We start from the raw sequence: 24,801 nt of genomic DNA, 5'->3' as shown, positions 1-24,801 counted from the left end.
CTTTCGGTAAACGTCCATACGTTCTAGACCCTGACGTAAACAGCAAAGTTCACCCGGCGACAGCGATATCGCCGCCTTGTAGGAATGCACTGTCGGTGCTTGGGATTGTCCGGCGTAGTCGCAATGCGCTTGTCGAATGTATCCGCTATTGCGGCATAAATAATCATTGCTGAAGAGTAATCGACAGAAAACAAAAACGCCCGCGCGATGCGGGCGTTTTTGTTTTGCAAGCGAGTCTGCAAAAACCTGTATTGCTTATTTCAAATGGCCGGAAATCAGCTTGGTCATTTCAAACATCGATACCTGTTTCTTGCCGCCGAACACAACCTTCAACTTGTCATCTGCGTCGATGTTGCGTTTGTTTTCGGGGTTTTGCAGTTTGTGTTTCTTGATGTATTCCCACACCTTCTTGGTGACTTCAGTGCGTGGCAGAGGTTTGGCGCCGACGACTTCTGCCAGTGCTGCCGATGGTGTCAGCGGCTTCATGAATGCGGCGTTGGGAGTGCGCTTGACTGCTGGTTTCTTTGCTGCTGGCTTGGCGGCTGCTTTTGGCGCTGCGGCTTTCTTTGGAGCGGCTGCTTTTGCTGCTGGTTTAGCGGCTGCCTTTGGAGCTGCTGCTTTCTTCGGTGCTGCGACTGCTTTCTTCGGTGCTGCTTTCGGTGCTGCTTTTGCTACGGGCTTCTTCGCTGCGGCTGCGGGTTTTTTGGCTGTGGCCATCTGTAAGCCTCCTTAATAAGGGGTCAAAGCAAGGAAAGAGTTGAATGCGCAAATCACGCACCGACAATAGTGGTGCGGTTTTCCCGGCGATGCAAGTGTTTTTTAGCGGTTTTCAGAGGGAAAACACGCTATAAGCCACGACAACTTCAAAAAACTGCTTCAACCCTCTCAAAAAGCCGCCTGGAGCGGCTTTTGCACTTGCCTGGATCTCACTCGAAACCGGAGTTTTCCCAGCCTTTTTCGGATCTTACGAGCGCTTAACGCATGCCCGGCATCATGCCCTTCATGCTGCGCATCATCTTCATCATGCCGCCGCCCTTGAGCTTTTTCATCATCGTTTGCATTTGCTCGAACTGGGCCAGCATGCGGTTGACTTCCTGTACCTGGACACCGGCGCCGGCAGCGATGCGGCGCTTGCGGGTGGCCTTGATCAGTTCGGGCTTGGCGCGCTCCTGCAGCGTCATCGAATTGATCATGCCTTCCATGCGGCGCACCTGCTTTTCAGCCTGGTCCATATTGGCGTTGCCGGCGGCTTGCTGCATCTGGGCCGGCAGCTTGTCGAGCAGGCCGGCCATGCCGCCCATCTTTTTCATCTGGCCGAGCTGCGCCTTGAAATCGTTGAGATCGAACTTGCCGCCGCTCTTGATCTTCTGCGCCAGATCTTGTGCAGCTGCGACGTCGACGCCTTTGCGGGCCTCTTCGACCAGCGCCAGGATGTCGCCCATGCCGAGAATACGATTGGCCATGCGGCTCGGATCGAAGGCTTCCAGACCGTCCAGCTTTTCTGCTACGCCGGCAAACTTGATCGGCTTGCCGGTGATGTGACGCACCGACAGCGCTGCACCACCGCGCGAGTCGCCGTCCAGTTTGGTAAGGACGATACCGGTCAGCGGCAGAGCGTCGCTGAAGGCTTTGGCGGTGTTGATGGCGTCCTGGCCGAGCATGGCGTCGACCACGAACAGGGTTTCGATCGGTTTGACGGCAGCGTGCACGGCGCTGATTTCTTGCATCATCGCTTCGTCGATACCCAGGCGGCCGGCGGTGTCGATGATCAGGACGTCATGGAAATGGCGCTTGGCATAATCGAGTGCTGCCAAAGCGATGTCGACCGGCTTGTCAGTGGTCTTGGTCGGGAAGAAGTCGGCGCCGGCCTGGCCGGTCACGGTTTCCAACTGGCCGATCGCAGCCGGACGGTAGACGTCGGCGGAGACCGTCAGGACTTTTTTCTTCTTGTTTTCGCGCAGGTACTTGGCGAGCTTACCGACGGTGGTGGTTTTACCCGCACCCTGCAGACCGGCCATCAGGATGATTGCCGGCGGCTGGGTGGCGAAGTTAAGCTGCGATGCTTCCGGGCCAAGGTCGGCACCCATCAGGCTGGCCAGTTCGCGCTGCACCACGCCGACCAGCGCCTGGCCTGGCGTCAGCGAGCCGATGACTTCTTCGCCGACGGCTTTTTCCTTGACCTTGGCGATGAACTCGCGCACGGCAGGCAGGGCAACGTCGGCCTCGAGCAGCGCCAGACGTACTTCGCGCAGCATTTCGGCGGTATTGGATTCGGTCAGGCGCGCCTCGCCGCGCATGGTTTTGACGACTTTGGCAAGGCGTTGGGTCAGATTGTCGAGCATGATGAACCGTTAGACTTTGAAGAAAAGAGGGCGGTCAGCGTGCCGGGAAAACCGGGCGTCAACCGCAAGGGAAACCGCCATTTTACCTGATCGGCAGGCCCGGCAGCGTTGATCTCGGCAGCCGGCTCAGCATGAGTAAGGGAAAGTACGGTATTGTTCTCGCTGGCGTAATTGTGTATACAGTGGCGTTGCATCTGAATGGACAGTTCTTCCCACGAGGAAGACGCATATCAACCCCGCGGCGTATTGCGCTGGCGGCGCAAACATAACGACAGGAGAGAGAGATGAACAAGCAACTCATCGCGGCAGCTGCAATGGCTGTTCTGGCAACCGGAGTTTCGCTGAACGCGGCAGCCCAAGAGGTGGTGCGTCTCGGCAACCTCAAATTCGCCCACTACGGTGCGGTGTCCTATATCAAGGAAATTGCCCCGAAATGCGGCATCAAGGTTGACGAAAAAGTCTTTCCGAAAGGCCCTGATGTGATGCAAGGCATCCTCGCCGGTGAGCTCGACGTTGGTACGACCGCATCGGAAGCCGCTATCTCCGGCCGTGCCAACGGTGCGCCTATCTATGTCGTCGCCGGTTTCGCCAAGGGCGGTGCGCGTCTGGTGGCGGCCAAGGATTCCGGCATCAAGTCGGTCAAGGATCTGAAGGGCAAGAAAGTCGGCGTGACCCGCGGCGGTATTCATGAAGTGCTGCTCGACGCCGAACTCGGCCAGAACGGCCTGACCTCCAAGGACGTGACCATCGTCTATCTGGCTTTCGCCGATCTGAACCAGGCGCTGCTGGGCAAGAACATCGACGCCATGATGCAGAGCGAACCGCAATCCTCGCAAGCCATCAACAAGGGCTTCGGCGTGGAAGTCATGAAGCCGTACGACACTCCGATCGGCGAACCGGTCCGCACCATGGTGATGACCGAGAAGTTCTATAAAGAGAAGCGCCCGCTGGCTGAGAAGTTCATGCGCTGCTTCCTGGAAGCCACCAAGACCTTCATGGACAACAAGGAAACCGCCGAGAAGTACGTGCGCGAAGTCATCTTCAAGAATCAGATCACCAAGGAAGATTTCTACGACGCTATCGGCAATTCGCCTTACTCCTATGACATCACCGCTGAGCACATCCAGATCACGACCGACACCATGGCCAAGTACGGCACCGGCAAGATGGCCAAGCCGCCTGTCGCCAAAGACTGGGTAAAGACCGATCTGCTGGAGCAGGCCAAGAAAAGCATGAACCTTAAGTAACGCCTTCAGTAACAAATCAGCTAGGACCACGAACATGGCAAAACAAAAAATAGGGGGAGCCTTGCAAGGATTGCTGGTGCCGGTGGTGGTGATCGCCATCTGGCAGGGCGCATCTTCGCTGGGCTGGATCAATCCGCTGGTTTTGCCATCGCCGTGGGCGGTGGTGCACAAGTGGTTCGAATACTTGTCGCCCACCAAACCGTACGACCCTGCCGACGGCAGTTGGCTGGCCTGGCTGTTTTCGGGTGAGCTGATCATCGACGCCATCGGCAGTCTGTATCGCGTGGTGGTCGGTTTCCTGATCGGCGCCGGGCTGGCCTTGCCGCTCGGTCTGCTGATGGGATCGAGCCAGCGCGTCTACGGGCTGATGAATCTGACGGTGCAGGTGATTCGTCCGATTCCGCCGATTGCCTATATTCCGCTGGCGATCCTGTGGTTCGGGCTGGGCAATCCGCCGGCGCTGTTCCTGATTTCGCTGGGCGCGTTCTTCCCTGTATTGATGAACACCATCGCCGGCGTACGCCAGGTCGACAGCATCTACCTGCGCGCGGCACGTAACCTCGGCGCCAGCCAGCGCACGCTGTTCGTGCGGGTGATGTTGCCGGCGGCCGTGCCTTATATTCTGTCGGGTGTCCGCATCGGCATCGGTACCGCCTTCATCGTGGTGATCGTGGCGGAGATGATTGCGGTCAGCAACGGCCTCGGTTTTCGCATCATGGAAGCGCGTGAATACTTCTGGTCCGACAAGATCATCGCCGGCATGATCACCATCGGCTTGCTGGGTCTGGCCATCGACATCGGCATGAGCCGTCTGAACAATTACATGCTGCGCTGGCATCGCGGACTAGAGAGCTGACATGAGCGCATCCCAAATCGTCGTTACCGGCGTCAACAAGGTTTTCAAGAGCGACGACCGTGAAGTCGTGGCGCTCAAAGACATCAACCTCGACATCCCTGACGGCCAGTTCGTCTGCTTGCTGGGGCCATCCGGCTGTGGCAAGTCGACCCTGCTCAATGCCATCGCCGGCTTCGCCTTGCCCAGCAGCGGCAGCATCACCACCAACGGCAAGGTCGTGACCGAACCCGGCCCGGATCGCGGCATGGTGTTTCAGGAATACGCGCTGTTTCCCTGGATGACGGTGGAGCAGAACGTCGCCTTCGGTCTGGAAATCAAGGGTGTCGCCAAGGCCGAAATCCAGGCACGCGTGACGCAGTTGCTGGATAAGCTCGGCCTGATCGACTTCCGTAGCCGTTTTCCCAAAGATCTGTCCGGCGGCATGCGTCAGCGGGTGGCGATTGCCCGTGTGCTGGCGCTGGATTCGCCGATCATGCTGATGGATGAGCCGTTTGGTGCGCTCGACGCGCTCACGCGCCGCAACCTCCAGGATGAGTTGCTGCGCATCTGGGACGAGTTCAAGAAGACCATCGTGTTCGTCACGCACAGTATCGAAGAGGCCATCTATCTGGCGGACCGTATCGTCGTCATGACTTATCGTCCCGGCACCATCAAGCGCGACATCACCGTCACGCTGCCGCGCTTGCGGGACCCGGCCGACCCGGAGTTCAACGCTCTGAAGCGCGAACTCGGCCAGCTGGTCATGGAAGAGCAGCAGCGCCATCATCACGACGAAATGCGTGCGGCGGCAGTCGACTGACGCCTCTTTGCACCATTGATTTTGGCGGTTTCATCCCCACCCTATTGCTTCAGTCCGAAGCAATAGGGTGGTTTCGCATTTGCTCCCCGGTAAGATCATTCAGCGCTTCCCGAACATGTTTCCGGCGGTCGGCGGCAGTCAGTGAATGAGTGACATGGTGTAAACTTAGTCGATGCAAACTTATTTTTTCATTCTGGCTGCGCTCTTGTACCTGGGCTGCGCTTTCCTGCCTTCTGAACGGCGCCTGCCGATTTCGGTCGGGACGGTGGTCGGCTGGCTGCTGCACGGCGGCGCCCTGATGGCGGACATGTTTGCGCCCGACGCCGTCCGCGTGGGTTTTGGTGTGATGCTGTCGGCCACCTTGTGGGTGTCGGTCGCGGCTTACTGGCTGGAAAACCGCAACTTCTCGCTCGACAGCCTGCGTGTGCTGGTGCTGCCGGTGGCGGCCGTGGCGGTAATTCTGCCGAGTGTTTTTCCCGGCAATATGGTGGTTCTGGCGGGCAAGTCGGACTGGTTCTTGTGGCATATCGCCATTTCCATCCTGGCCTACAGCACGCTGACCATCGCTGCTTTCCATGCTGTGCTGATGGTGCTGCAGGAGTCGCGCCTGCATACGCGGCCCGGCCCGGCGCAAAGCGGCTGGTTCTCGATGGCGCTGGATCGTCTGCCGGCGTTGCTGACGATGGAAAAGATCCTGTTCCGGCTGATTGCTTTCGGTTTTATTTTGTTGACGCTGACCGTGTTGTCGGGCGTCGTGTTTTCCGAGCAGTTGTTTGACAAGGCCTTCCGGTGGGATCACAAAACGATCTTTACACTGCTGTCCTGGGGATTGTTCGGTTTGTTGTTGGCGGGACGTAGATGGCAAGGCTGGCGTGGTCGCACCGCGCTCAGTTTCACCCTGACCGGGTTTGCCGTCTTGCTGCTCGCCTATGTTGGCAGCCGCTTCGTGCTCGAAGTCGTGCTGCATCGGATACTGGTATGAAATATCTCATTTGGCTGGTGATCGCATTGGCGGTCGTGGTCTGGCTGCAGCGCGCCAAAAAATCCATCGCGGCAAACGCCGGTTCGCCGCAAGGTTCTGCCGGCGCCAGCCGCAATCCTTTTGCGCGCAAACAGCGCAAGGAAGACGCCGAGACCATGGTGCAATGCGCCCACTGCGGCATCCATTTCCCGGCATCCGAATCGGTGTCCAACGCGGCGGGTATTGTTTACTGCAGCGAAGAGCACCTGAGGCTGGCTTCTTCCTGATATGACGGCAGACTCCAGCGACCAGAAGGCAATATCGATGGTCAGCCCGGAGCTGGCCATGGCAGCCTCCCCCGCAGCCCCCCCGATTCCTGCAAAATTGACGATCGCCGCCGACGGCTGGTGTGACTACGCCTGCAGGCAGCCGTCACCGAACTTCGACGCCCGTGCGGAAGGCATGGTCACCGATTTATTGGTGATCCATAACATCAGCTTGCCGCCGGGGCAGTTCGGCGGTCCGTTCATCGGTGACCTGTTCTGCAATCAGCTCGATTGTGATGCGCATCCGTATTTCGACCAGTTGCGCCCTCTGCGGGTGTCGGCGCACTTCGTCATTCAGCGCGACGGCCAATTGCTCCAATTCGTCTCGGCCAATGACCGCGCGTGGCACGCCGGCGTGTCTTCCTTCAAGGGGCGCGAGCGCTGCAACGATTTTTCCATCGGCATAGAATTGGAAGGTACCGACTTCGAACCCTTCACCGATCTTCAGTATCAGGTGCTGGCGACGCTTGCCGCTGCGTTACGGCAGCGCTACCCGCTGACCGATGTCGCCGGTCACGAGCACATCGCGCCGGGAAGAAAGACCGATCCCGGTCCGTTTTTCGATTGGCCGAGATTTCAGAAGGATTTCTATTGCCATGTTGAAGCAGCGCAATTGCGCTTCCCTTCTGGGGTCGGTGAAAGTCAAGCGTAAAACATATAAAAATATCCAGAAATAGCGGTTGCATCTCTCGATTCCAGACACTAGAATTAGTCTCAATTATTCCTTTGGAACTAGATGTAGTGTTTTTAGTAAGTAATTCTTTGATCGTTCTTTGAGTTGGAAGAAGCTGTTCGCGGTCCCCTGGTCACTCTGTGATGACCCTGGATCAAGGCTCTCAACAAGAGCTGGAGCAGGTTCCGCAGGAGTGGGCTTCAGGTTGGGATTCGTAGGGTGGCGAGTCTGGAGGCAAGCAACAATTCAAACGATGTCTCGGTAGCACTCCCTTCAGGCATTAATTTCAAGCTTCAATTTCAGGTTTTATTTAATCAGTTCGGAACAGGTCGTACTTACATGCAGTCGCGCTCGCGGCAGTATTGGCGTCGTCCTGTTTCTGGTATTCGTGAACCTCTTCATATTTTTGCACCTTATATATATGAAGGGTTCTATTGGCAACACGGGCAGCTCAGCTGTCCGTCAATCATAGTTTTAAGGAGGCTCAGTGCGCTCTACACAAGAAATTTCCGCTAAATCCCCGGCAGATTTTGGCGTCATTCCCACGGCGGGCAACCAAGACGAAGCAACGCCTTCGCAATCGGTTCGTCCTGCTTCCGGTTTGGGTGAATACAGAATCATCCGCCGCAATGGTGCGGTGGTCGGTTTTGAACCATCGAAGATTTCGATTGCCGTGACCAAGGCATTCCTCGCCGTCAACGGTGGCCAGGGCGCGGCTTCGGCGCGCGTACGTGAAATGGTCGAGCAATTGACCACCAATGTCGTTTCGGCCCTGGTACGTCGCCAGCCGACCGGCGGCACTTTCCATATTGAAGATATCCAGGACCAGGTTGAACTGGCCCTGATGCGTTCCGGCGAACACGATGTTGCCCGTGCTTACGTTCTGTATCGCGCCAAGCGCATGGAAGAACGCGCACAGCAAGGCGCCAACACCAAGACCGATTTCGCTGCACCGCAACTGCACGTGGTGGAAGACGGCCAAAGCCGCCCGTTGGATCTGGATGAAGTGCGTACCCTGATCACCGCAGCCTGCGTTGGTCTGGAAAAACACGTCGACGCTGACGCCATCCTGGCCGAAACCGTCAAGAACCTGTACGACGGCGTACCGGTTGAAGAATTGCACAAGTCGGCCATTCTGGCAGCCCGCGCCCTGATGGAAAAAGATCCGGCCTACAGCCAGGTCACAGCGCGCCTGCTGATGCACACCATCCGTAAAGAAGTCTTCGGCAAGGAAGTCGCGCAAGCTGACGCGCCTGCCGAATACCTGGACTACTTCGCCAAGTACATCAAGAAGGGCATCGCCGCCGAGCTGCTCGACTCCAAGCTGGCCCAGTTCGATCTGGTCAAGCTGGCCAACGCCATCAAGCCTGAGCGCGACCTGCAATTCGGTTACCTCGGCCTGCAAACTTTGTACGACCGCTACTTCCTGCATATTCAAGGCACCCGCATTGAAATGCCGCAAGCATTCTACATGCGTGTCGCGATGGGCCTGTCGCTCAACGAAATCGACCGTGAAGCACGCACCATCGAGTTCTACAACCTGCTGTCGTCGTTCGACTTCATGAGCTCGACACCGACCCTGTTCAACTCGGGTACCCTGCGTTCGCAATTGTCGTCGTGCTACCTGACGACGGTTGCCGATGATCTGGACGGCATCTACGAAGCCATCAAGGAAAACGCTCTGCTGGCCAAATACGCCGGCGGTCTGGGCAACGACTGGACGCCGGTCCGTTCGCTGGGCGCGCATATCAAGGGCACCAACGGCAAGTCGCAAGGCGTTGTGCCTTTCCTGAAAGTGGTCAACGACACCGCCGTGGCTGTTAATCAGGGCGGCAAGCGCAAGGGCGCAGTCTGCGCCTACCTGGAAACCTGGCACATGGACATCGAGGAATTCCTCGAACTGCGTAAAAACACCGGCGACGACCGCCGCCGTACGCATGACATGAACACCGCCAACTGGATTCCAGACCTGTTCATGAAGCGCGTCATGGAAAAGGGCGAGTGGACATTGTTTTCGCCATCCGATGCGCCAGACCTGCACGACAAGTTCGGCAAGGCTTTCGAAGAAGCCTACACCGGCTACGAAGCCAAGGCTGCCCGCGGCGAGCTGAAACTGTTCAAGAAGGTGCAAGCGCTGGATCTGTGGCGCAAGATGCTGTCGATGCTGTTCGAAACCGGTCACCCATGGATCACCTTCAAGGACCCATGCAACATCCGTTCGCCGCAGCAACACGTCGGTGTGGTTCACAGCTCGAACCTGTGTACAGAAATCACTCTGAACACCAACGAGTCCGAAATCGCTGTCTGCAACCTGGGTTCGGTCAACATGCCTGCTCACCTAGTGAATGGCGAGATCGACCACGTCAAGCTGCAAAAGACTATCCGCACTGCAATGCGCATGCTCGACAACGTGATCGACATCAACTACTACGCCGTCAAGAAAGCGCGTGATTCCAACCTGCGCCACCGTCCGGTCGGCCTGGGCATCATGGGCTTCCAGGACTGCCTGCACATGAAGCGCGTACCTTACGCTTCGATGGACGCAGTGGAATTCGCCGATCGTTCGATGGAAGCGGTCTGCTACTACGCTTACTGGGCATCGACCGAACTGGCGGAAGAGCGCGGCCGTTACAGCTCCTACCGTGGTTCGCTGTGGGATCGCGGCATCCTGCCGCAAGATTCCCTGAAGCTGCTGGCGCAAGAACGCGGCGGCTATCTGGAAGCGGACATGTCGGAAACGTTGGACTGGTCGGCACTGCGTTCGCGCATTTCCGAGTTCGGCATGCGCAACTCGAACTGCGTGGCGATTGCACCAACAGCAACAATTTCGAACATCATCGGCGTGTCGGCTTGCATCGAACCGACTTACCAGAACCTGTATGTGAAGTCGAACCTGTCGGGCGAATTTACCGAAATCAACGAGTACCTGGTCCGTGACCTGAAGGCTCGTGGCCTGTGGGACGAAGTCATGATTTCCGACCTGAAGTACTTTGACGGCAGCCTGGCCAAGATCGACCGCATCCCGCAAGACCTGCGCGATATCTACGCCACCGCCTTCGAAGTTGAACCATCCTGGCTGGTGGAAGCTGCATCCCGCCGTCAAAAATGGATCGATCAGGCTCAATCGCTGAACATCTACATGGCCGGCGCATCGGGCAAGCGTCTGGATGAGACTTACAAGCTGGCATGGTTGCGCGGTCTGAAGACCACCTACTATCTCCGCACCATCGGCGCGACCCACACCGAGAAGTCGACGTCCAAGACCGGCGCGCTGAACGCTGTGGCAGTGGATGGCGGTGTAGGCCACAGTGCAGCGGCAGCTTCTGCTCCAGCATCGATGACGGCGTCTGCAGCCAGCACGGCAACCGTGGCGGCAGCAGCAGTTGAAGCCGAAGCCGATGGCGAAGCATGCTATCTGCGTCCAGGCGATGATGGTTTTGAAGAGTGCGAAGCCTGCCAATAATCCCGGCAGGCAGTAAAAACAGGTAGCAGCCGCCGGCAAGTCCGGCGGCAGTCTTCTCCGGAGGATGAACGAGCAGCCTGCATCAATGTCATATGTCACATCCCGGCCGCGTCGGGACGTCAAAGTAAATTAAGTAAAGGATCAAACATGCTCTCTTGGGATGATGAAGTGAAGGCCTCGCCGGCACCGTCCGCGCCGCACGCCTCGCAAACGCCTCAGCCTCAATTGCAATCGGCCGCTATGAACGATGGACGTCCGAATGCACGTCCGCAATTTTCAGACGTCGCGCTGAATCCTGCTCTGGTTACCAAAGACGAAGCGCCGGTAGACGTGACCAGCCGCGTCAATGCCGCCGACAAGCGCATCATCAACGGCCACACCGACGTCAATCAACTGGTGCCGTTCAAGTACAAATGGGCTTGGGATAAATACCTGGCCGGCTGCGCCAACCATTGGATGCCGCAGGAAATCAACATGCAGCGCGATATTGAGCTGTGGAAGAATCCGAACGGCCTGACCGAAGACGAACGCCGTCTGGTCAAGCGCAACCTCGGCTTCTTCGTCACCGCCGACTCGCTCGCCGCCAACAACATCGTGCTGGGCACCTACCGCCACATCACTGCGCCGGAATGCCGTCAGTACCTGTTGCGCCAGGCGTTTGAAGAAGCGATCCACACGCACGCGTACCAATACATCGTTGAGTCGCTGGGTCTGGACGAAGCAGAGATCTTCAACGCGTATCACGAAGTGAAGTCGATTCGCGACAAGGACGAGTTCCTGATCCCGTTCATCAACACACTGACTGATCCTGAGTTCAAGACCGGCACGACAGAGAATGACCAGAAGCTGCTGAAGTCGCTGATCGTTTTTGCCTGCATCATGGAAGGTCTGTTCTTCTACGTCGGCTTCACGCAGATCCTTGCGCTGGGCCGTCAGAACAAGATGATGGGCGCCGCTGAACAGTATCAATACATCCTGCGCGATGAATCGATGCACTGCAATTTCGGTATCGATCTGATCAACACGGTGAAGATGGAGAACCCACATTTGTGGACGCCGGAATTCAGAAACGAAATTAAATCGTTGTTTTTAAGCGCCGTAGAGTTGGAATATCGCTACGCAGAGGATACAATGCCGCGAGGCGTGCTAGGTTTGAATGCGCCGATGTTCAAAGGTTACTTACGATTCATCGCTAATCGTCGCGCACAGCAAATCGGACTCGATCCACTGTTCGCGCAAGAAGAAAATCCGTTTCCGTGGATGAGCGAGATGATCGATTTGAAGAAGGAGCGCAACTTCTTTGAAACCCGAGTCATCGAATACCAAACCGGAGGCGCGCTTAACTGGGAATGATGTGCCCATCTCGTCAATGCTCTTCAGCGAGATTTGTGAGGCACTCAACAGTCGGGTAGCTTGCAAGATATCCGACTGTCAAAATACGGAAGGCTTTCACCAAATTTAATGAACAGTAAAAGACCGAAACGATCTTCTCTGTTATCGCCGCTTAACTCGATTAAATCGGGTCAGGCGGCTTTTCCTTTGAAAAACCTGAAGGTTTTTCGGGATTAGTATTCCTGACGCTAGCGTGTAATCCGCTGGCGTTTTTTTTGGTTGTGGCGTTCGCGAAGGCGCGGACCGAAGCTCTGAACCCCTGCACAAGCGGGGTAGAGGCCAGACCAAGATAGCTGAAGTGCTGCATAGGTGAGGGGATGCAGCAGTTCAGCTGGTGCCGAATTCATTAGCGCAAGCAGAAACTTGCTTGTGCCGATGAATAATCCGCCTGCATCATCGCGATGGTACAGACGGGTTTCTTAAATCAAGCTTGATTTTTTCCATCACGTGAAGAAGGAGAAACAAAATGGCAACAGCAGCAAAGAAACCAGCAGCCAAGAAGCCGGCTGCAAAGAAACCAGCGGTCGCCGCTAAGAAGCCAGTTGCAGCCAAGAAGGCAGCAGCTCCGAAGAAGGCCGTCGCCGCTAAGAAGCCAGTAGCTAAGGCAGCAGCAAAGCCAGTGGCAAAGAAAGCAGCAGCTCCTAAAAAAGCAGTTGCAGCTAAGAAGCCAGTAGCAGCGAAGAAGGCAGTTGCAGCTAAGAAGCCGGTAGCAGCGAAGAAGCCAGTCGCTAAGAAAGCAGTCGCAGCGAAGAAGCCAGTAGCAGCGAAGAAGGCAGTTGCAGCTAAAAAGCCAGTCGCTAAGAAAGCAGTCGCAGCGAAGAAGCCAGTAGCGAAGAAGGCAGTTGCAGCCAAGAAGCCAGTAGCGAAGAAAGCAGTCGCAGCGAAGAAGCCGGTAGCAGCGAAGAAGCCAGTCGCCAAGGCAGCAGCAAAGCCAGCAGCCAAGAAGGCAGTTGCAGCGAAGAAGCCAGTGGCGAAGAAGGCAGTCGCCGCTAAGCCAGCAGTCAAGGCTGCAGCAAAGCCGGCCGCTAAGCCAGCAGCAGCTAAGAAGCCTGTCGCCAAGAAGGCAGCAGCAAAGCCAGCAGCTAAGAAGCCAGCAGCGAAGCCAGCTGCAGCAGCTCCAGCTGTGAAGACTGTGCTGAACCCGGCAGCAGCTTGGCCGTTCCCAACAGGCACAACACGTCCATAATCGGATCTGGCCTGGTGCCTGAGTAATCAGGTGCAAAATACCGCTGTGTGACTCGTTCATGCAGCGGTTTTTTTTTCGCCGGTGCAGATCTGGGATTGATGTCGGCGCCAAGGTCAGTGCGACGCTGACGCTGGCGAATAGTCCGGGAGTGCGGTGCTGTGCTCTGATGGCTGTACATCGGCAGCAGCCGTCGCTGTAATCCGCCATCTGCGATTTCACGCGATGGTTTGCCTGGTTTCAACCGGGCTTTGTTAATTATTCGGCGTCCCCATATAGGGAATAGCGCTGCATGGTTTAGTATGTGCACTGCGCATCGAACCGGATGCACGTGCTTGGTTTCCGCGCCGCGGGAGCCGATGGGCAAACAGCTTCTTATGGAGAGTAACCGTGTTGCATAGCATTTTCATGTTGATCGTTGACGCCATCGCCAGCGTGCTGGCTGGAGTGCTGTTGCTGCGTTTCTGGATGCAGGTCGTGCAAGTGCGTCCGCCGGCATCGGTGGGGCAGTTCGTATTTCAGTTGTCGGATTGGCTGGTCAAGCCGCTGCGCAAAGTGTTGCCGGGTGTCGGCGGCTACGATTGGGCCAGTCTTGTCGGCGCCTTCCTGGTGGTGCTGTTGTCGATCATCGCCGCAGTTGGATTCGTCTCCGGGTTTGATTTTCAGCCCATCATTCTGTTTTCGCTGGTGCGCTTCTTCCAGTGGATTTTTTACGGGTTCATGGCCACGCTGATCATCGAAGCGATTTTCAGCTGGGTGAATCCCTACGCTCCGTTGGCGCCGTTTGTAAGGGCGCTCAATGAGCCGCTGCTGCGTCCGCTGCGCAAGGTCATTCCGCTCATCGGCAATGTCGACCTGTCGCCGTTGGCGGCGCTGATACTGCTGCAGATCGCCGTGCGTCTGGTCAGTACCTTGATTCTCTCCATCGGCTGATCATTTACGATCAGTCAAAATAAAACAGGCCGCACGGTGTATCGTGCGGCCTGTTTTTATATCGGCGTCGTCATGAACTACGCCAAACTTCTTTGCGCTATCTGCTGCCTATTTCTTCTTTGCCGCCCACTGCTGCAATGCCTGCAAGGTGTTTTCGACATGCTTGTCGGGACTCGGGCTGCTGTATTCGTAGATGATGCTCTTGTCCGGCGCGATGACGTAGGACGTGCGGCTGGCATAGTCCGATTTGCTGTTCATCACCGCATCGTAGGATTTCATGATCTTCTGATCGGTATCGGCGGCGACCGCAAACTTGCTACGGCATTCACTGACGGAAAACTTGTTGAGCGTTTCAATCTTGTCGTTTGATACGCCGATGACAGTAGCGCCGAGCGCCTTGTAGCGGTCAATGGCTTCGGCGAAGAGGTGAGCTTCAATCGTGCAGCCGGTGGTAAAGGCCGCGGGGTAAAAATACAGCACCACCGGGCCTTTCTTGAGTGTTTCGGCCAGCGAGAACGTGGATACCTGCCCGCCGAGCGACGCCTGCGTGGAGAAATCAGGCGCCTTTTCGCCGGGTTTGAGCGCGGCCGATGCAAGCGGGCTGAGCGACAGCAAGCACAGTGAGTACAGTGAGAAGAGCAAGGCAGAAGTGAGGCGTTTCATGGCGATTCCTTTCAATGTCCTGCGGTCTTCGGTGCGTGTACATCTCAGATCATGCCGGCAATATCGGCGATGCCGACTTCACTGCCACCGATGTGTTGAACATTGGTGGCAGTAAAGTCCGTCAGGACTTTCGTCAATCAGGCAAAGCGATAGCCGAAGGCCTTGTGGAAGCGATCATCGATTTCGGCCAGTGTCGGTGCATGGTTTTGCGGGCCTTGTGAAGCGATCTTGATCGATCCCATCAGGCTGGACAGGCGTCCGGTCGTCGCCCAATCCATGCCCTTGGTCAGGCCGAACAGCATGCCGGCACGGAATGCGTCGCCGCAGCCGGTCGGGTCGGCGATGGCATCTGCCTGCACGCAAGGGATATCGATCTTCTGGCCGTCGGTAAAGATTTCCGCGCCCAGCTCGCCGCGCGTGACGATCAGCGCCGACACCTGTTTGGCGATTTGCTCCAGGCTCAGGCCGGTACGAGCGGTCAGCAATTCGGCTTCGTAGTCATTCACAGCGACATAAGTTGCCAGGTCGATGAAGTGCTTCAGATCGTCGCCGCTGAACATCGGCATACCTTGGCCCGGATCGAAAATCAGCGGGATGCCTTGTTCGGCGCTGTGTTCTGCATGTTGCAACATGCCGTCGCGGCCGTCCGGCGCCACGATGGACAACTTGACCGGACCTGCATCGGCGACCTTGTTCTCGTGCGAGTAGCTCATCGCACCCGGGTGGAACGCAGTGATCTGGTTGCCGCCGGCATCGGTGGTGATGAAGCATTGGGCGGTGAACGAGCTGTCGATCACGCGGATGCTCTTGGTGGAAATGCCGAGGTGCTTGAAGCGCTCCATGTACGGCGCGCTGTCCTGACCGACGGTTGCCATGATGACGGGTTCGCCACCGAGCAATTTCAAGTTATAGGCGATATTGCCGGCACAGCCGCCGAATTCACGACGCATCGACGGCACCAGAAAGGACACATTAATCTTGTGCAATTGATCCGCCAGCAGCGCATCGGCGAAGCGGCCTTCGTATTGCATGATGTTGTCGTAAGCGAGCGAGCCGCAGATAAGTGAACTCATGGCGAATGTCTGAGAAAGTTGAAGAATGCTGCATTGTAGAAGAATCCCGCCGGTTCTGCGGATTTTCGTGCCGGTTGCTTAAGCCAAGCCTAAGCGAGTCCTAAGGCGGAGAGCAATCAGGGGTAAAACAGGTAGATGCGGTAGCCGGAGGCTGCCGGTTGCGCCAGTTCAAACGTCAGTTTGACTTGCTGTTCGCCTTCACCGGCCAGACCGTCATCGATCATTTGTGCCGATTTGATGTATTCGCGCGGTGTGAAGACGCGTCGGGTGATGGCTTTTTCGTCGCCGTCATTCAATGTCAGCTCCATGTACGGCCAGGCTTGGGCGCTGTAGCCGCGGTTGCGTAGCAGTACCGTCAGGGTATAAATATTCTGATTGGGCGGCACCAGTTGCAGTTCGCTGGATTCCAGCGACAACTGGTCGATATTGGTGGGCAGGCCGACCGAGCAATGCAGCGCGTTGCAGATGGACGCCAGCAGGGGGCGTGTCGATGGCAACCACGCAGCGATCGTATTGCGCCAGACATACGTCGCCTGCAGCAGCAAAGCGATGGTGAGTAATACCGCGCCGACACGCATGACGACGCGGCCGATCCGGTGCAGGCGTTCGCGGCGTTCTACCTTCTGAACGAAGGCGGGAGTATCTGCGTCGTCTTCCTCGTATTCCTCTTCGTGCTCTTCCTCATCCTCTTCTTCGCTCTCGGATTCGGTTTGCTTCGAAGTTCTTTCCGCGGCTCCTTCCATCTCTGTCGCGGGCGCCGTGTCTTCTGCACGCGCAGAGGAAGTGAGGGGAACCGGGTAAGACAATTCCTGCGTCAAGGTGTTGATCGCAGTCTGTTCAGCCTGATCCGGCGAAGCAGTGTTAGCGAGTGTTTCGGTGGATTTGGCCGGAGTACCCGGCAGTGGGAAGGATGGTGAAGCAGTAGCTTTTTCCGATTCGGACGAATCCGGTTGCGGTGTTGGCGTGACCGACTGTGTTCCCCAGGGTGCATCGTCGGTTTCTGCGGCGATGCTGGCAAATGCCGCGGATAAATCTATCGGTGGGCGCGGGGGAGTCACGGGCGCTGTCGGCGCTGCGGGCATCGTGGCTGATGCCGCATTGGAATTGCCCGGTAGCTTGGGCCATCCCGTCGGTGCCGGACGATCTTCTGTCTTTTCTGATGTTGAGGTGGTGGGTGCAGGCGTGGCCACGAGTTGTTGCGCGATGTCCGGCGACACCAGGTGATCGTTGCCGTTGAAAACTTCCTTGCAGCTACCGCAGCGAACCAGGCCGCCGCGCAGTTTGAGCTGGTCTTGAGCGACGCGAAATGTCGTCTGGCAGAAGGGACATTGAGTCGCCAGCGCCATCAGCGTACCTCGCCGGGTTCAGCGCAATACCAAACCGCGTTAAGCCGCGTGTTGCTGACATGGCGAAGAGCGATCCGGCGCAACATGCTTACTCCGTCGGCGCCTGGCCGGCCAGCGCGACCCAGCCTTCATGTTCGGCCCAGACGCTCAGCGCGATATACGGCGCGTAAGCGGCAATCACTTCGTCAGCCTGGCGATCCAGCACGCCCGATAACACCAGCGAACCACCCGGCGCGACGCGCCCGGCCAGCATGGGCGCCATCAATTGCAAGGGGCCCGCGAGGATATTGGCGACAACGATGGCAAAAGTCTGATTTTCCGGATATGTGCGGACAAAGGCTTCCGGCAGGTGGTATTCGATCTCGCACGCATTGCGTTCACTATTGAAGCGTGCCGATTCCAGTGCTTGCGGATCAATGTCGACGCCGATGACGTGCTGTGCTCCGAGCTTCTTGGCAACCAGCGCCAGAATACCGGAACCGCAACCGTAATCGAGTACCGTCGATGTATTGGCGGCATGTTCTTCCAGCCACTCCATGCACAGGCGCGTCGTCGGATGACTGCCGGTGCCGAAGGCCAGGCCGGGGTCGAGCTCCAGTACAAGCGCATCCGGCTCTGGTGCGTCGTGCCAGCTAGGCACGACCCAGATGCGTTTGCCGATATGGATAGGATCGAATTGCGATTGCGTCAGGCGTACCCAGTCTTGCTCTTCCACCGAACGCAGGGCGAACGGCAGCGCATAGTCCAGACCGATGGCTTTGGCGGCGTCGGTGACGATCGTGGCGTGGTCGGCATCGACGTCGGCCAGTGCCACCACGCGGCTGCGTTCCCACGCCGCCTCGGCCGGCTCCATGCCGGGCTCGCCGAACAGCGGCTGCTCGGCAGTGGTGCCTTCGTCGGCGTCTTCCACCGACACCGACAAGGCGCCGGCTTCCATCAGGGCATCGGACAATGCCTCAGCCTGATCGCGCGTGACTTGAATAACAATTTCGGTCCAGCCCATCGGTTTCTTTGCCTTTACTTCTTCAACTTATTTCTTCGCCGGCTTTTCTGCCGGAGGCGCAGTTGGGCGCTCCGCCAGCTTGTGCTCGAGATAATGGATGTTGGTGCCGCCTTCGATGAAGCGGGCATCGACCATCAGTTCACGATGCAGCGGGATGTTGGTCGAAATGCCTTCGACCACCATTTCCGACAGCGCGATTTGCATGCGGCGGATAGCCTGCTCGCGGGTCGAACCGTAGGAAATCACCTTGCCGACCATCGAATCGTAGTTCGGCGGGACGAAGTAACCGGCGTAAGCGTGTGAATCGACGCGAATGCCGGGGCCGCCCGGTACGTGCCATGCCGTCAGACGACCTGGCGACGGGGTGAACTTGAACGGATCTTCCGCGTTGATACGGCATTCGATTGCGTGACCCTTCAACTCGATATCGCGCTGGCGATAACGCAGCTTCTCGCCGAAGGCGATGCGGATCTGTTCCTGCACGATGTCGACGCCGGTGATCATCTCTGTGACCGGATGTTCAACCTGCACGCGGGTGTTCATTTCGATGAAGTAGAACTCTTCGTTTTCGTACAGGAACTCGAAGGTGCCGGCGCCGCGGTAGTTCATCTTGCGGCAGGCTTCGGCGCAACGTTCACCGATCTTCTCAATGATCTTGCGTGGGATGCCCGGTGCCGGTGCTTCCTCGATGACCTTCTGGTGGCGGCGCTGCATGGAGCAATCGCGCTCGCCTAACCAGATGGCCTGCTTGTGTTCATCGGCGAGGATCTGGATTTCCACGTGACGCGGATTTTCCAGATACTTCTCCATATAGACTTCCGGATTGCCGAAGGCTGCGCCGGCTTCCGTCTTGGTCATGGTGACGGCGTTGATCAGCGCTGCTTCGGTATGCACCACGCGCATGCCGCGGCCACCGCCGCCGCCAGCCGCCTTGATGATGACCGGGTAGCCGATCTTGCGTGCGATCTGCACGATTTCTTTCGGATTGTCCGGCAATGCGCCTTCAGAGCCAGGTACGCACGGCACGCCGGCGCGGATCATGGCCTGCTTGGCCGAGACCTTGTCGCCCATCATGCGGATGTTTTCCGGACGCGGGCCGATGAAGACGAAGCCGGATTTCTCAACGCGTTCTGCGAAGTCGGCGTTCTCGGACAGGAAGCCGTAGCCCGGGTGGATCGCTTGCGCGTCGGTGACTTCTGCCGCGCTGATGATCGCCGGCATGTTCAGGTAGCTGAGCGCGGAAGGTGCAGGTCCGATACAGACCGACTCATCCGCCAGCTTGACGTATTTCGCCTCGCGGTCCGCCTCGGAGTGCACGACCACGGTCTTGATGCCCATTTCACGGCATGCGCGCTGGATACGGAGAGCGATTTCGCCACGATTGGCGATAAGGATTTTTTCAAACATAAGAGGAAATGTGCGTCGCCAAGAGTCAAGCGTTTACATACAGGTAACCAGATCCGCCATGGATGGAGCACACGGAAGCGATTCCAGTGCGGGCCTGCAGTTGAGCTCCTTCAAGTATTGCCGGGCTCAATGAAACTACAGGCCGTCCATCCACATTCTGGCAGGATTTAGCCGATTACGAACAGTGGTTGGCCGAATTCGACCGGCTGACCGTTTTCAACCAGGATTTGCTTGATCACGCCGGCTTTGTCGGCGTCGATTTCGTTCAACAGCTTCATTGCTTCGATGATGCAGATGGTGTCGCCTTCTTTGACTTCCTTGCCGACTTCGACGAATGCCGGAGCGCCCGGAGCGGAGGAGCGGTAGAAGGTGCCGACCATCGGCGATTTGACGATGTGGCCTTCAGGCGCGGCTGGTGCTGCAGCAACCGGAGCAGCGACAGGCGCAGGAGCGGCGCCGGCTTGCATGGTTTGCGGATAAGCAGCTTGCGGTTGCATCATCACGACTTGATTTTGCGGCGTCGCCGACGACTTGACGATGCGAACCTTGCTCTCGCCTTCGGTGACTTCCAGCTCCTCGATATCCGATTCAGCGACCAGATCGATCAAGGTTTTGAGTTTCCGTAAATCCATGTGAATTCCTCAGTAGTAATAGATATAACAAGTTAATTAGGTCAGCAACGCCTCATGCCTGACGCCACGCGGCGATGCTGACCAGAAAATCGGGGTGGAGTCCTTATGGCTGCTGGAGCAGATAATCAATTGCCAGACGGTAGCCTTCGACGCCGAAGCCGCACAACACAGCCTTGGCAATACCGGACAGGTAAGAAAAATGGCGAAATTCTTCGCGCTGATGAATATTGGAAATATGTACTTCCACAAACGGAATCGCCACACCGGCCAACGCGTCGCGCAAGGCCACGCTGGTGTGCGTCAAGCCGCCCGGATTGATCACGATGGCATCGACGCCTTCTTTCCTGGCGGCATGAATGCGATCAATGAGCGCGCCTTCATGGTTGCTTTGAAAGGCGTTAAGCGTCGCACCGGCTTTGCCGGCCTGCAAAGCCGCGCGTTGCTCGATGTCTGCCAGGGTGGTTGATCCGTAGACTTCAGGCTCCCGGGTGCCCAGCAAATTCAGGTTGGGTCCATTGAGGAGGAGAAGGTTTATTGCCATGGAGATAAAGCTCCGTTTGACGACGATGCGCGCATTTTGCCGTCAAATGCCTTCATTTGGCAAGAAAAACTTTATTTACATGTTTTTGAAGGAGGCGAGATCGCGGCGCAGCTCATCAAAATTCAGGCGCCCAAGATAGACCTTTTTGAGGTTTCCGTCCAGTCCCACCAAGACCGTGAAGGGGAGGCCGCCGGCTTGATTGCCGAACTGCCGCAGCAGATCGGTGGCACCGGTCCCGGCAACGTAGAGAGGATAATAGATATGGAATTTTTCTGCAAACTGGGCGATGTTCTCCTGGGAATCGACGCCGATGCCGATAATTTGCACCGGGGCGACTTCGGCCTGCAGCGCTGCCAGTTCAGGCATTTCTTCTACACACGGTGCGCACCAGGTGGCCCAGAAATTGATGATGAGCGGCTTGCCTTTCCATTGTGACAAGGCCTGCGGTTTGCCGGCGGCGTCGGGCATGGTCTGCGCGAACAGGTTGGCGACGGCTTTCGCTTCAGGCGTCTGTGGTGCCGGCTGGCTTTGTTTGTGGCTGGTATACATGCCGACGCCGGCAGCGATGGCGGCAACCAGAACAAACAAAAATATGTTTCGCGTCTTCATCAGCTTTCTTCCATGATCAGGCGGCGTACCGCATCGATATCAGCGCGTTCGGCGCGTTTGCCGGCAGACGTTCTGATGCCGCCGCGCAAGTCGTCGACATCATACACCGCCAGGTGTACCCCTTCCGGCGCGGCACCGCGTTGCGGCAGCAGATAGCTCAGCGTCTCCACCGGTTCGTGGCCGCCCTTGTGGCTGCTCTTGAAATGGGGGCTTTCGCTGACATCGAAGTTGATATTCTTGTTCAAGAGATAAATTTCGACGTCTTTTGCGCTCGATGTAAATAATTGCAAATGGATGTCGGAGTGCTCGCCGGCCGTGCCATTGAGCACCGCCCCGGTCAGATAGGGATTGAAGCGCGCGAGTTCCTCCATCAATTGCACCGCCAGTTGGCGCAAATGCAATAAACGGGCAGGCTGGGTGTCGCCGAAGAACAGCTCGTTATACAGGCGGACTTCTTCTTCGATCTGCGCGTTATCCGGCAGGATGTCGCCGCGCGTCTTGTTGTCGCCCAGAATCTGGCGCGCCGCCTTGCGCTTGGCGGTGGCGTAGTCGGCGCCGTCCTCGGCAATCATGCGGGCTGCCGCGGAGGCGATTTCTGAGCGTAAGAGTTCGATGTCGGTCTGATGCATGGCCGCAATAATAACCCGAGCCCGCAGATATCGCCGTCGACCCTTGTCGGCTCAGGTAAAATCTCGGGATTCCTTATCAAGATTCACTATGCATATTCATATCCTCGGCATTTGCGGCACCTTCATGGGAGGCCTGGCGGTACTGGCGAAAGAAGCCGGTCACAAGGTCACCGGATGCGACGCCAATGTCTACCCCCCCATGAGCACACAGCTGGAAGCTCAGGGGATCGAGTTGATCCAGGGTTTTGATCCCGAGCAAGTCAAGCTGCAACCTGATCTGTTTGTCATCGGCAATGTGGTGTCGCGCGGCAATCCGCTGATGGAGGAAATCCTCAATCGCGGCTTGCCTTATGTGTCGGGGCCGGAATGGATGGGCAATCACATCCTGCAGGACAAATGGGTGCTCGCCGTCGCGGGTACGCACGGCAAGACGACGACGTCCGCCATGCTGGCCTGGATTCTGGAGGACTGCGGCTATGCGCCCGGCTTCCTGATCGGTGGCGTGCCGATGAACTTCGGTATTTCCGCACGCTTGTCAGGCAAGGATGACAAAAACCAGAATGGCAAAAAGGAAGACTCCATCTTCTTCGTCATCGAAGCCGATGAATACGACACCGCCTTCTTCGACAAGCGCAGCAAGTTCGTGCACTACCACGCCAAGACCGCGATCCTGAACAATCTGGAATACGATCACGCCGACATCTTTCCGGATCTGACTGCCATCGAGACACAATTCCACCATCTGGTGCGTACCGTGCCCGGCATTGGCCGTCTCATAGTCAACGGCCGCGAGCCTGCCCTGGAGCGTGTGATCGCACGCGGTTGCTGGAGCGAGCACGAGAATTTCGGCGTAGAGGCCGGAGAAAATGGCTGGTCGCTCAAGACCCACGACGACGGCAGTTTCGTCGTCGTCTTCAACGGCGAGCCGCAAGGCACCGTGCAGTGGTCGCTGACCGGCGAACACAATCGCATGAATGCGCTGGCGGCAATTGCCGCCGCGCGCCATGTCGGCGTGCCGGCAGCGCAGGCGATCGCCGCGCTGGAAAAGTTTGAAAACGTCAAGCGCCGCATGGAGTTGCGCGGCACCGTCAACAACATCGCCGTCTACGACGACTTTGCCCATCACCCGACCGCCATCACCACCACGGTCGCCGGTCTGCGCAAGAAGGTTGGCAAGGATGGCGGCGGGCGCATCCTCGCCGTGCTGGAGCCGCGTTCCAATACGATGAAGCTAGGCACCATGAAAGACGCCTTGCCCGCCAGCCTGACCGAGGCCGACCTGGTGTTCGGCTACGGCGCCAAGGGCAGCGGCAAGGAAGCATTGGGTTGGGATCTGGCGCAAGCGCTGTCGCCGTTGGGTGACAAGGCGCAGGCGTTCGACGACCTTGGCGCGCTGGTGCAGGCGATCAAGCAGGCCGCACGTCCGGGCGACCATGTTCTGGTCATGAGCAACGGCGGCTTCGGCGGCGTCCATCAGAAGCTGCTGGACGCGCTCGCATGATTTTGTATCTGCACGGCTTTCGCTCGTCGCCACAATCGTTCAAGGCGCGTTACATGGCCGAACGTTTGCAGGCGCTGGGACGTCTGCCGGAATATTACTGCCCGCAATTGCCGGCTTCGCCAGCTGCTGCGATCAAGCTGGCGCTGGATTATGTTGAACAATCCGCGCAGCAGTTTCCTGTGGAGCAACTGACGGTGGTCGGCTCGTCGCTGGGTGGTTTTTATGCGACCTGGCTGGCGGAGCATCTGGGTTGCCGCGCGGTCTTGCTCAATCCGGCCGTCAAACCGCCACGCGATCTGGAGTCTTACGTCGGCGTCACGACGCAATACCACTCCGACGAGCCTTTTGAATTCAAGCACGCCTACATCGATGAGTTGCGCGCATTGACCGTGGACAAGATTACCCGTCCGGAGCGCTACTTCCTGATCGCCGCGACCGGCGACGAAGTGCTGGATTGGCGCGAGATGACGGCGCATTACCCCGGCGCGAAGCAAATCGTGATCGAAGGAAGCGACCATGGCATCAGCGAATTCGCCGACTATGCCGACGAAGTGCTGGCGTTTTGCGGTGTGGAGGTAGAGCCTTTGAATCCATTGAATCCATTGAATCCGCCGAACAGCTTGCAAGCCGGCGATGAGGCACTAAGCTGATGGAGAAGCTGCTTGGCCGTGCGCGCTGGTTCGACCATCCGAATGCAGTGCAGGCCGGACCGCTGTTACGGCAATGGCTGGCTGACCCCGGCTCGATGACTTTCAAGTTGCGTGCGCGTTGCGACGCGCTGCGCGTGCAGCGTCTGCGCCAGCGTCCCGGCAATGCCTTGCAGGATGAATGCGGATTGCTCGGACTGACCCCGCGCGAGGCGGTCGAAGAGCGCGACGTCATCTTGCACTGCGACGGCCATCCGGTGCTGTTCGGTCATACGGTCACACCGCTGGCATCGGCAGCGGCCTGGCCTTTTTTTCGCCGTCTGGGCAATCGACCGCTGGGCGGCAGTTTGTTTTCCGATCCGCTGGTGACGCGCGCGCCGATTCAATATGCCCGTCTGCACGCGGGTCATCCGCTGGTGCGCCGTGTATGCCAGGCGCTTGATCTTCATTCTCAGCCGCCGCTGCAGCCTTTGTATGCGCGCCGCTCTCTGTTTCGTCGTCACGGCAGCGTCATGCTGGTGACCGATGTTTTTTTACCCGCCCTCAGCACGCTGATGGCATTGAATATGTAAGTA

At 57.6% G+C, this 24,801-nt stretch carries 24 protein-coding genes; 13 read left to right on the top strand and 11 right to left on the bottom strand.

Features of this window, described 5'->3' with window-relative positions; all coding sequences use genetic code 11:
* Window positions 1–255: 255 nt before the first annotated feature.
* Both hmeg3_RS21840 and ffh read right to left on the bottom strand, forming a co-directional pair.
* Complete coding sequence (locus hmeg3_RS21840; RefSeq protein ID WP_094565618.1) at window positions 256–717, bottom strand: SWIB/MDM2 domain-containing protein; 462 nt, start codon at window positions 715–717, stop codon at window positions 256–258.
* 257 nt (window positions 718–974) lie between these two features.
* The gene (ffh, locus tag hmeg3_RS21835) at window positions 975–2,342 is read right to left on the bottom strand and encodes a signal recognition particle protein (RefSeq protein ID WP_094565617.1); all 1,368 of its coding nucleotides are present in this window, start codon (window positions 2,340–2,342) and stop codon (window positions 975–977) included.
* Window positions 2,343–2,626: 284 nt separating this feature from the next.
* On the opposite strand from ffh, the gene hmeg3_RS21830 reads away from it, so the two are divergent.
* The 10 genes from hmeg3_RS21830 to hmeg3_RS21785 all read left to right on the top strand — a co-directional run bounded on the left by hmeg3_RS21830 (window position 2,627) and on the right by hmeg3_RS21785 (window position 14,175).
* Window positions 2,627–3,589: an ABC transporter substrate-binding protein gene (locus hmeg3_RS21830; RefSeq protein WP_094565616.1), complete on the top strand. Its 963-nt coding sequence runs from the start codon at window positions 2,627–2,629 to the stop codon at window positions 3,587–3,589.
* Window positions 3,590–3,623: 34 nt separating this feature from the next.
* Window positions 3,624–4,445, top strand: a complete 822-nt coding sequence (locus hmeg3_RS21825; RefSeq protein WP_094565615.1) for an ABC transporter permease — start codon at window positions 3,624–3,626, stop codon at window positions 4,443–4,445.
* A 1-nt stretch (window position 4,446) separates the two neighbouring features.
* Complete coding sequence (locus hmeg3_RS21820; RefSeq protein WP_094565614.1) at window positions 4,447–5,244, top strand: ABC transporter ATP-binding protein; 798 nt, start codon at window positions 4,447–4,449, stop codon at window positions 5,242–5,244.
* Window positions 5,245–5,416: 172 nt separating this feature from the next.
* The gene (locus hmeg3_RS21815; RefSeq protein ID WP_094565613.1) at window positions 5,417–6,226 is read left to right on the top strand and encodes an inner membrane protein YpjD; all 810 of its coding nucleotides are present in this window, start codon (window positions 5,417–5,419) and stop codon (window positions 6,224–6,226) included.
* Window positions 6,223–6,492: a PP0621 family protein gene (locus hmeg3_RS21810; protein ID WP_094565612.1), complete on the top strand. Its 270-nt coding sequence runs from the start codon at window positions 6,223–6,225 to the stop codon at window positions 6,490–6,492. Before hmeg3_RS21815 ends, hmeg3_RS21810 begins: the two co-directional genes overlap by 4 nt.
* Before the next feature lie 58 nt (window positions 6,493–6,550).
* On the top strand, window positions 6,551–7,183 hold the full coding sequence (gene ampD, locus hmeg3_RS21805) for a 1,6-anhydro-N-acetylmuramyl-L-alanine amidase AmpD (protein WP_094566503.1): 633 nt from the start codon (window positions 6,551–6,553) through the stop codon (window positions 7,181–7,183).
* A gap of 508 nt (window positions 7,184–7,691) precedes the next feature.
* Complete coding sequence (locus hmeg3_RS21800) at window positions 7,692–10,667, top strand: ribonucleoside-diphosphate reductase subunit alpha (RefSeq protein WP_094565611.1); 2,976 nt, start codon at window positions 7,692–7,694, stop codon at window positions 10,665–10,667.
* A gap of 147 nt (window positions 10,668–10,814) precedes the next feature.
* Window positions 10,815–12,020: a ribonucleotide-diphosphate reductase subunit beta gene (locus hmeg3_RS21795; protein ID WP_094565610.1), complete on the top strand. Its 1,206-nt coding sequence runs from the start codon at window positions 10,815–10,817 to the stop codon at window positions 12,018–12,020.
* Between the two features lie 505 nt (window positions 12,021–12,525).
* Window positions 12,526–13,245 carry a histone H1-like DNA-binding protein gene (locus hmeg3_RS21790; RefSeq protein ID WP_094565609.1) on the top strand — a complete coding sequence of 240 codons (720 nt, stop codon included), beginning with the start codon at window positions 12,526–12,528 and terminating at the stop codon, window positions 13,243–13,245.
* 387 nt (window positions 13,246–13,632) lie between these two features.
* On the top strand, window positions 13,633–14,175 hold the full coding sequence (locus hmeg3_RS21785; RefSeq protein ID WP_094565608.1) for a YggT family protein: 543 nt from the start codon (window positions 13,633–13,635) through the stop codon (window positions 14,173–14,175).
* A 108-nt stretch (window positions 14,176–14,283) separates the two neighbouring features.
* On the opposite strand, the gene hmeg3_RS21780 is transcribed toward hmeg3_RS21785, so the two are convergent.
* From hmeg3_RS21780 to hmeg3_RS21740, 9 genes are all read right to left on the bottom strand, one after another.
* Entirely contained in the window at window positions 14,284–14,838 is a 555-nt protein-coding gene (locus hmeg3_RS21780; protein WP_094565607.1) for a peroxiredoxin, read from the bottom strand.
* Window positions 14,839–14,975: 137 nt separating this feature from the next.
* A complete protein-coding gene (locus tag hmeg3_RS21775; RefSeq protein WP_094565606.1) occupies window positions 14,976–15,911 on the bottom strand; it encodes a carbohydrate kinase family protein in 936 nt (311 codons plus the stop codon).
* 116 nt (window positions 15,912–16,027) lie between these two features.
* A complete protein-coding gene (locus tag hmeg3_RS21770; RefSeq protein WP_094565605.1) occupies window positions 16,028–17,257 on the bottom strand; it encodes a DUF3426 domain-containing protein in 1,230 nt (409 codons plus the stop codon).
* An 88-nt stretch (window positions 17,258–17,345) separates the two neighbouring features.
* A complete protein-coding gene (gene prmA / locus hmeg3_RS21765; RefSeq protein ID WP_094565604.1) occupies window positions 17,346–18,260 on the bottom strand; it encodes a 50S ribosomal protein L11 methyltransferase in 915 nt (304 codons plus the stop codon).
* Between the two features lie 27 nt (window positions 18,261–18,287).
* Window positions 18,288–19,667, bottom strand: coding sequence for an acetyl-CoA carboxylase biotin carboxylase subunit (gene accC, locus hmeg3_RS21760; protein WP_050479004.1), 1,380 nt, complete (start codon window positions 19,665–19,667; stop codon window positions 18,288–18,290).
* A 167-nt stretch (window positions 19,668–19,834) separates the two neighbouring features.
* Window positions 19,835–20,299 carry an acetyl-CoA carboxylase biotin carboxyl carrier protein gene (accB, locus tag hmeg3_RS21755; protein WP_094565603.1) on the bottom strand — a complete coding sequence of 155 codons (465 nt, stop codon included), beginning with the start codon at window positions 20,297–20,299 and terminating at the stop codon, window positions 19,835–19,837.
* A gap of 103 nt (window positions 20,300–20,402) precedes the next feature.
* Window positions 20,403–20,840, bottom strand: coding sequence for a type II 3-dehydroquinate dehydratase (aroQ, locus tag hmeg3_RS21750; RefSeq protein ID WP_094565602.1), 438 nt, complete (start codon window positions 20,838–20,840; stop codon window positions 20,403–20,405).
* Between the two features lie 75 nt (window positions 20,841–20,915).
* Entirely contained in the window at window positions 20,916–21,449 is a 534-nt protein-coding gene (locus hmeg3_RS21745) for a TlpA disulfide reductase family protein (protein WP_094565601.1), read from the bottom strand.
* Window positions 21,449–22,078 (bottom strand): hypothetical protein, encoded by a 630-nt coding sequence (locus tag hmeg3_RS21740; protein ID WP_094565600.1) that lies wholly within the window; start codon window positions 22,076–22,078, stop codon window positions 21,449–21,451. The genes hmeg3_RS21745 and hmeg3_RS21740 overlap by 1 nt, the downstream gene beginning before the upstream one ends.
* 88 nt (window positions 22,079–22,166) lie before the next feature.
* On the opposite strand from hmeg3_RS21740, the gene mpl reads away from it, so the two are divergent.
* Genes mpl through hmeg3_RS21725 form a run of 3 tightly spaced genes read left to right on the top strand, consistent with a single transcriptional unit; the run spans window position 22,167 to window position 24,798 of the window.
* Window positions 22,167–23,579: a UDP-N-acetylmuramate:L-alanyl-gamma-D-glutamyl-meso-diaminopimelate ligase gene (mpl, locus tag hmeg3_RS21735; RefSeq protein ID WP_094565599.1), complete on the top strand. Its 1,413-nt coding sequence runs from the start codon at window positions 22,167–22,169 to the stop codon at window positions 23,577–23,579.
* Window positions 23,576–24,229: a YqiA/YcfP family alpha/beta fold hydrolase gene (locus hmeg3_RS21730; RefSeq protein WP_094565598.1), complete on the top strand. Its 654-nt coding sequence runs from the start codon at window positions 23,576–23,578 to the stop codon at window positions 24,227–24,229. The genes mpl and hmeg3_RS21730 overlap by 4 nt, the downstream gene beginning before the upstream one ends.
* Complete coding sequence (locus tag hmeg3_RS21725; protein ID WP_094565597.1) at window positions 24,229–24,798, top strand: chorismate lyase; 570 nt, start codon at window positions 24,229–24,231, stop codon at window positions 24,796–24,798. Before hmeg3_RS21730 ends, hmeg3_RS21725 begins: the two co-directional genes overlap by 1 nt.
* Window positions 24,799–24,801: the final 3 nt, after the last annotated feature.

It is taken from the genome of Herbaspirillum sp. meg3 (assembly GCF_002257565.1).
In the GTDB taxonomy this organism is placed as follows: domain Bacteria; phylum Pseudomonadota; class Gammaproteobacteria; order Burkholderiales; family Burkholderiaceae_D; genus Herbaspirillum.
The sequence above is the reverse complement of the archived record's forward strand: the minus strand, read 5'-3'. Positions and strand labels throughout refer to the sequence as shown.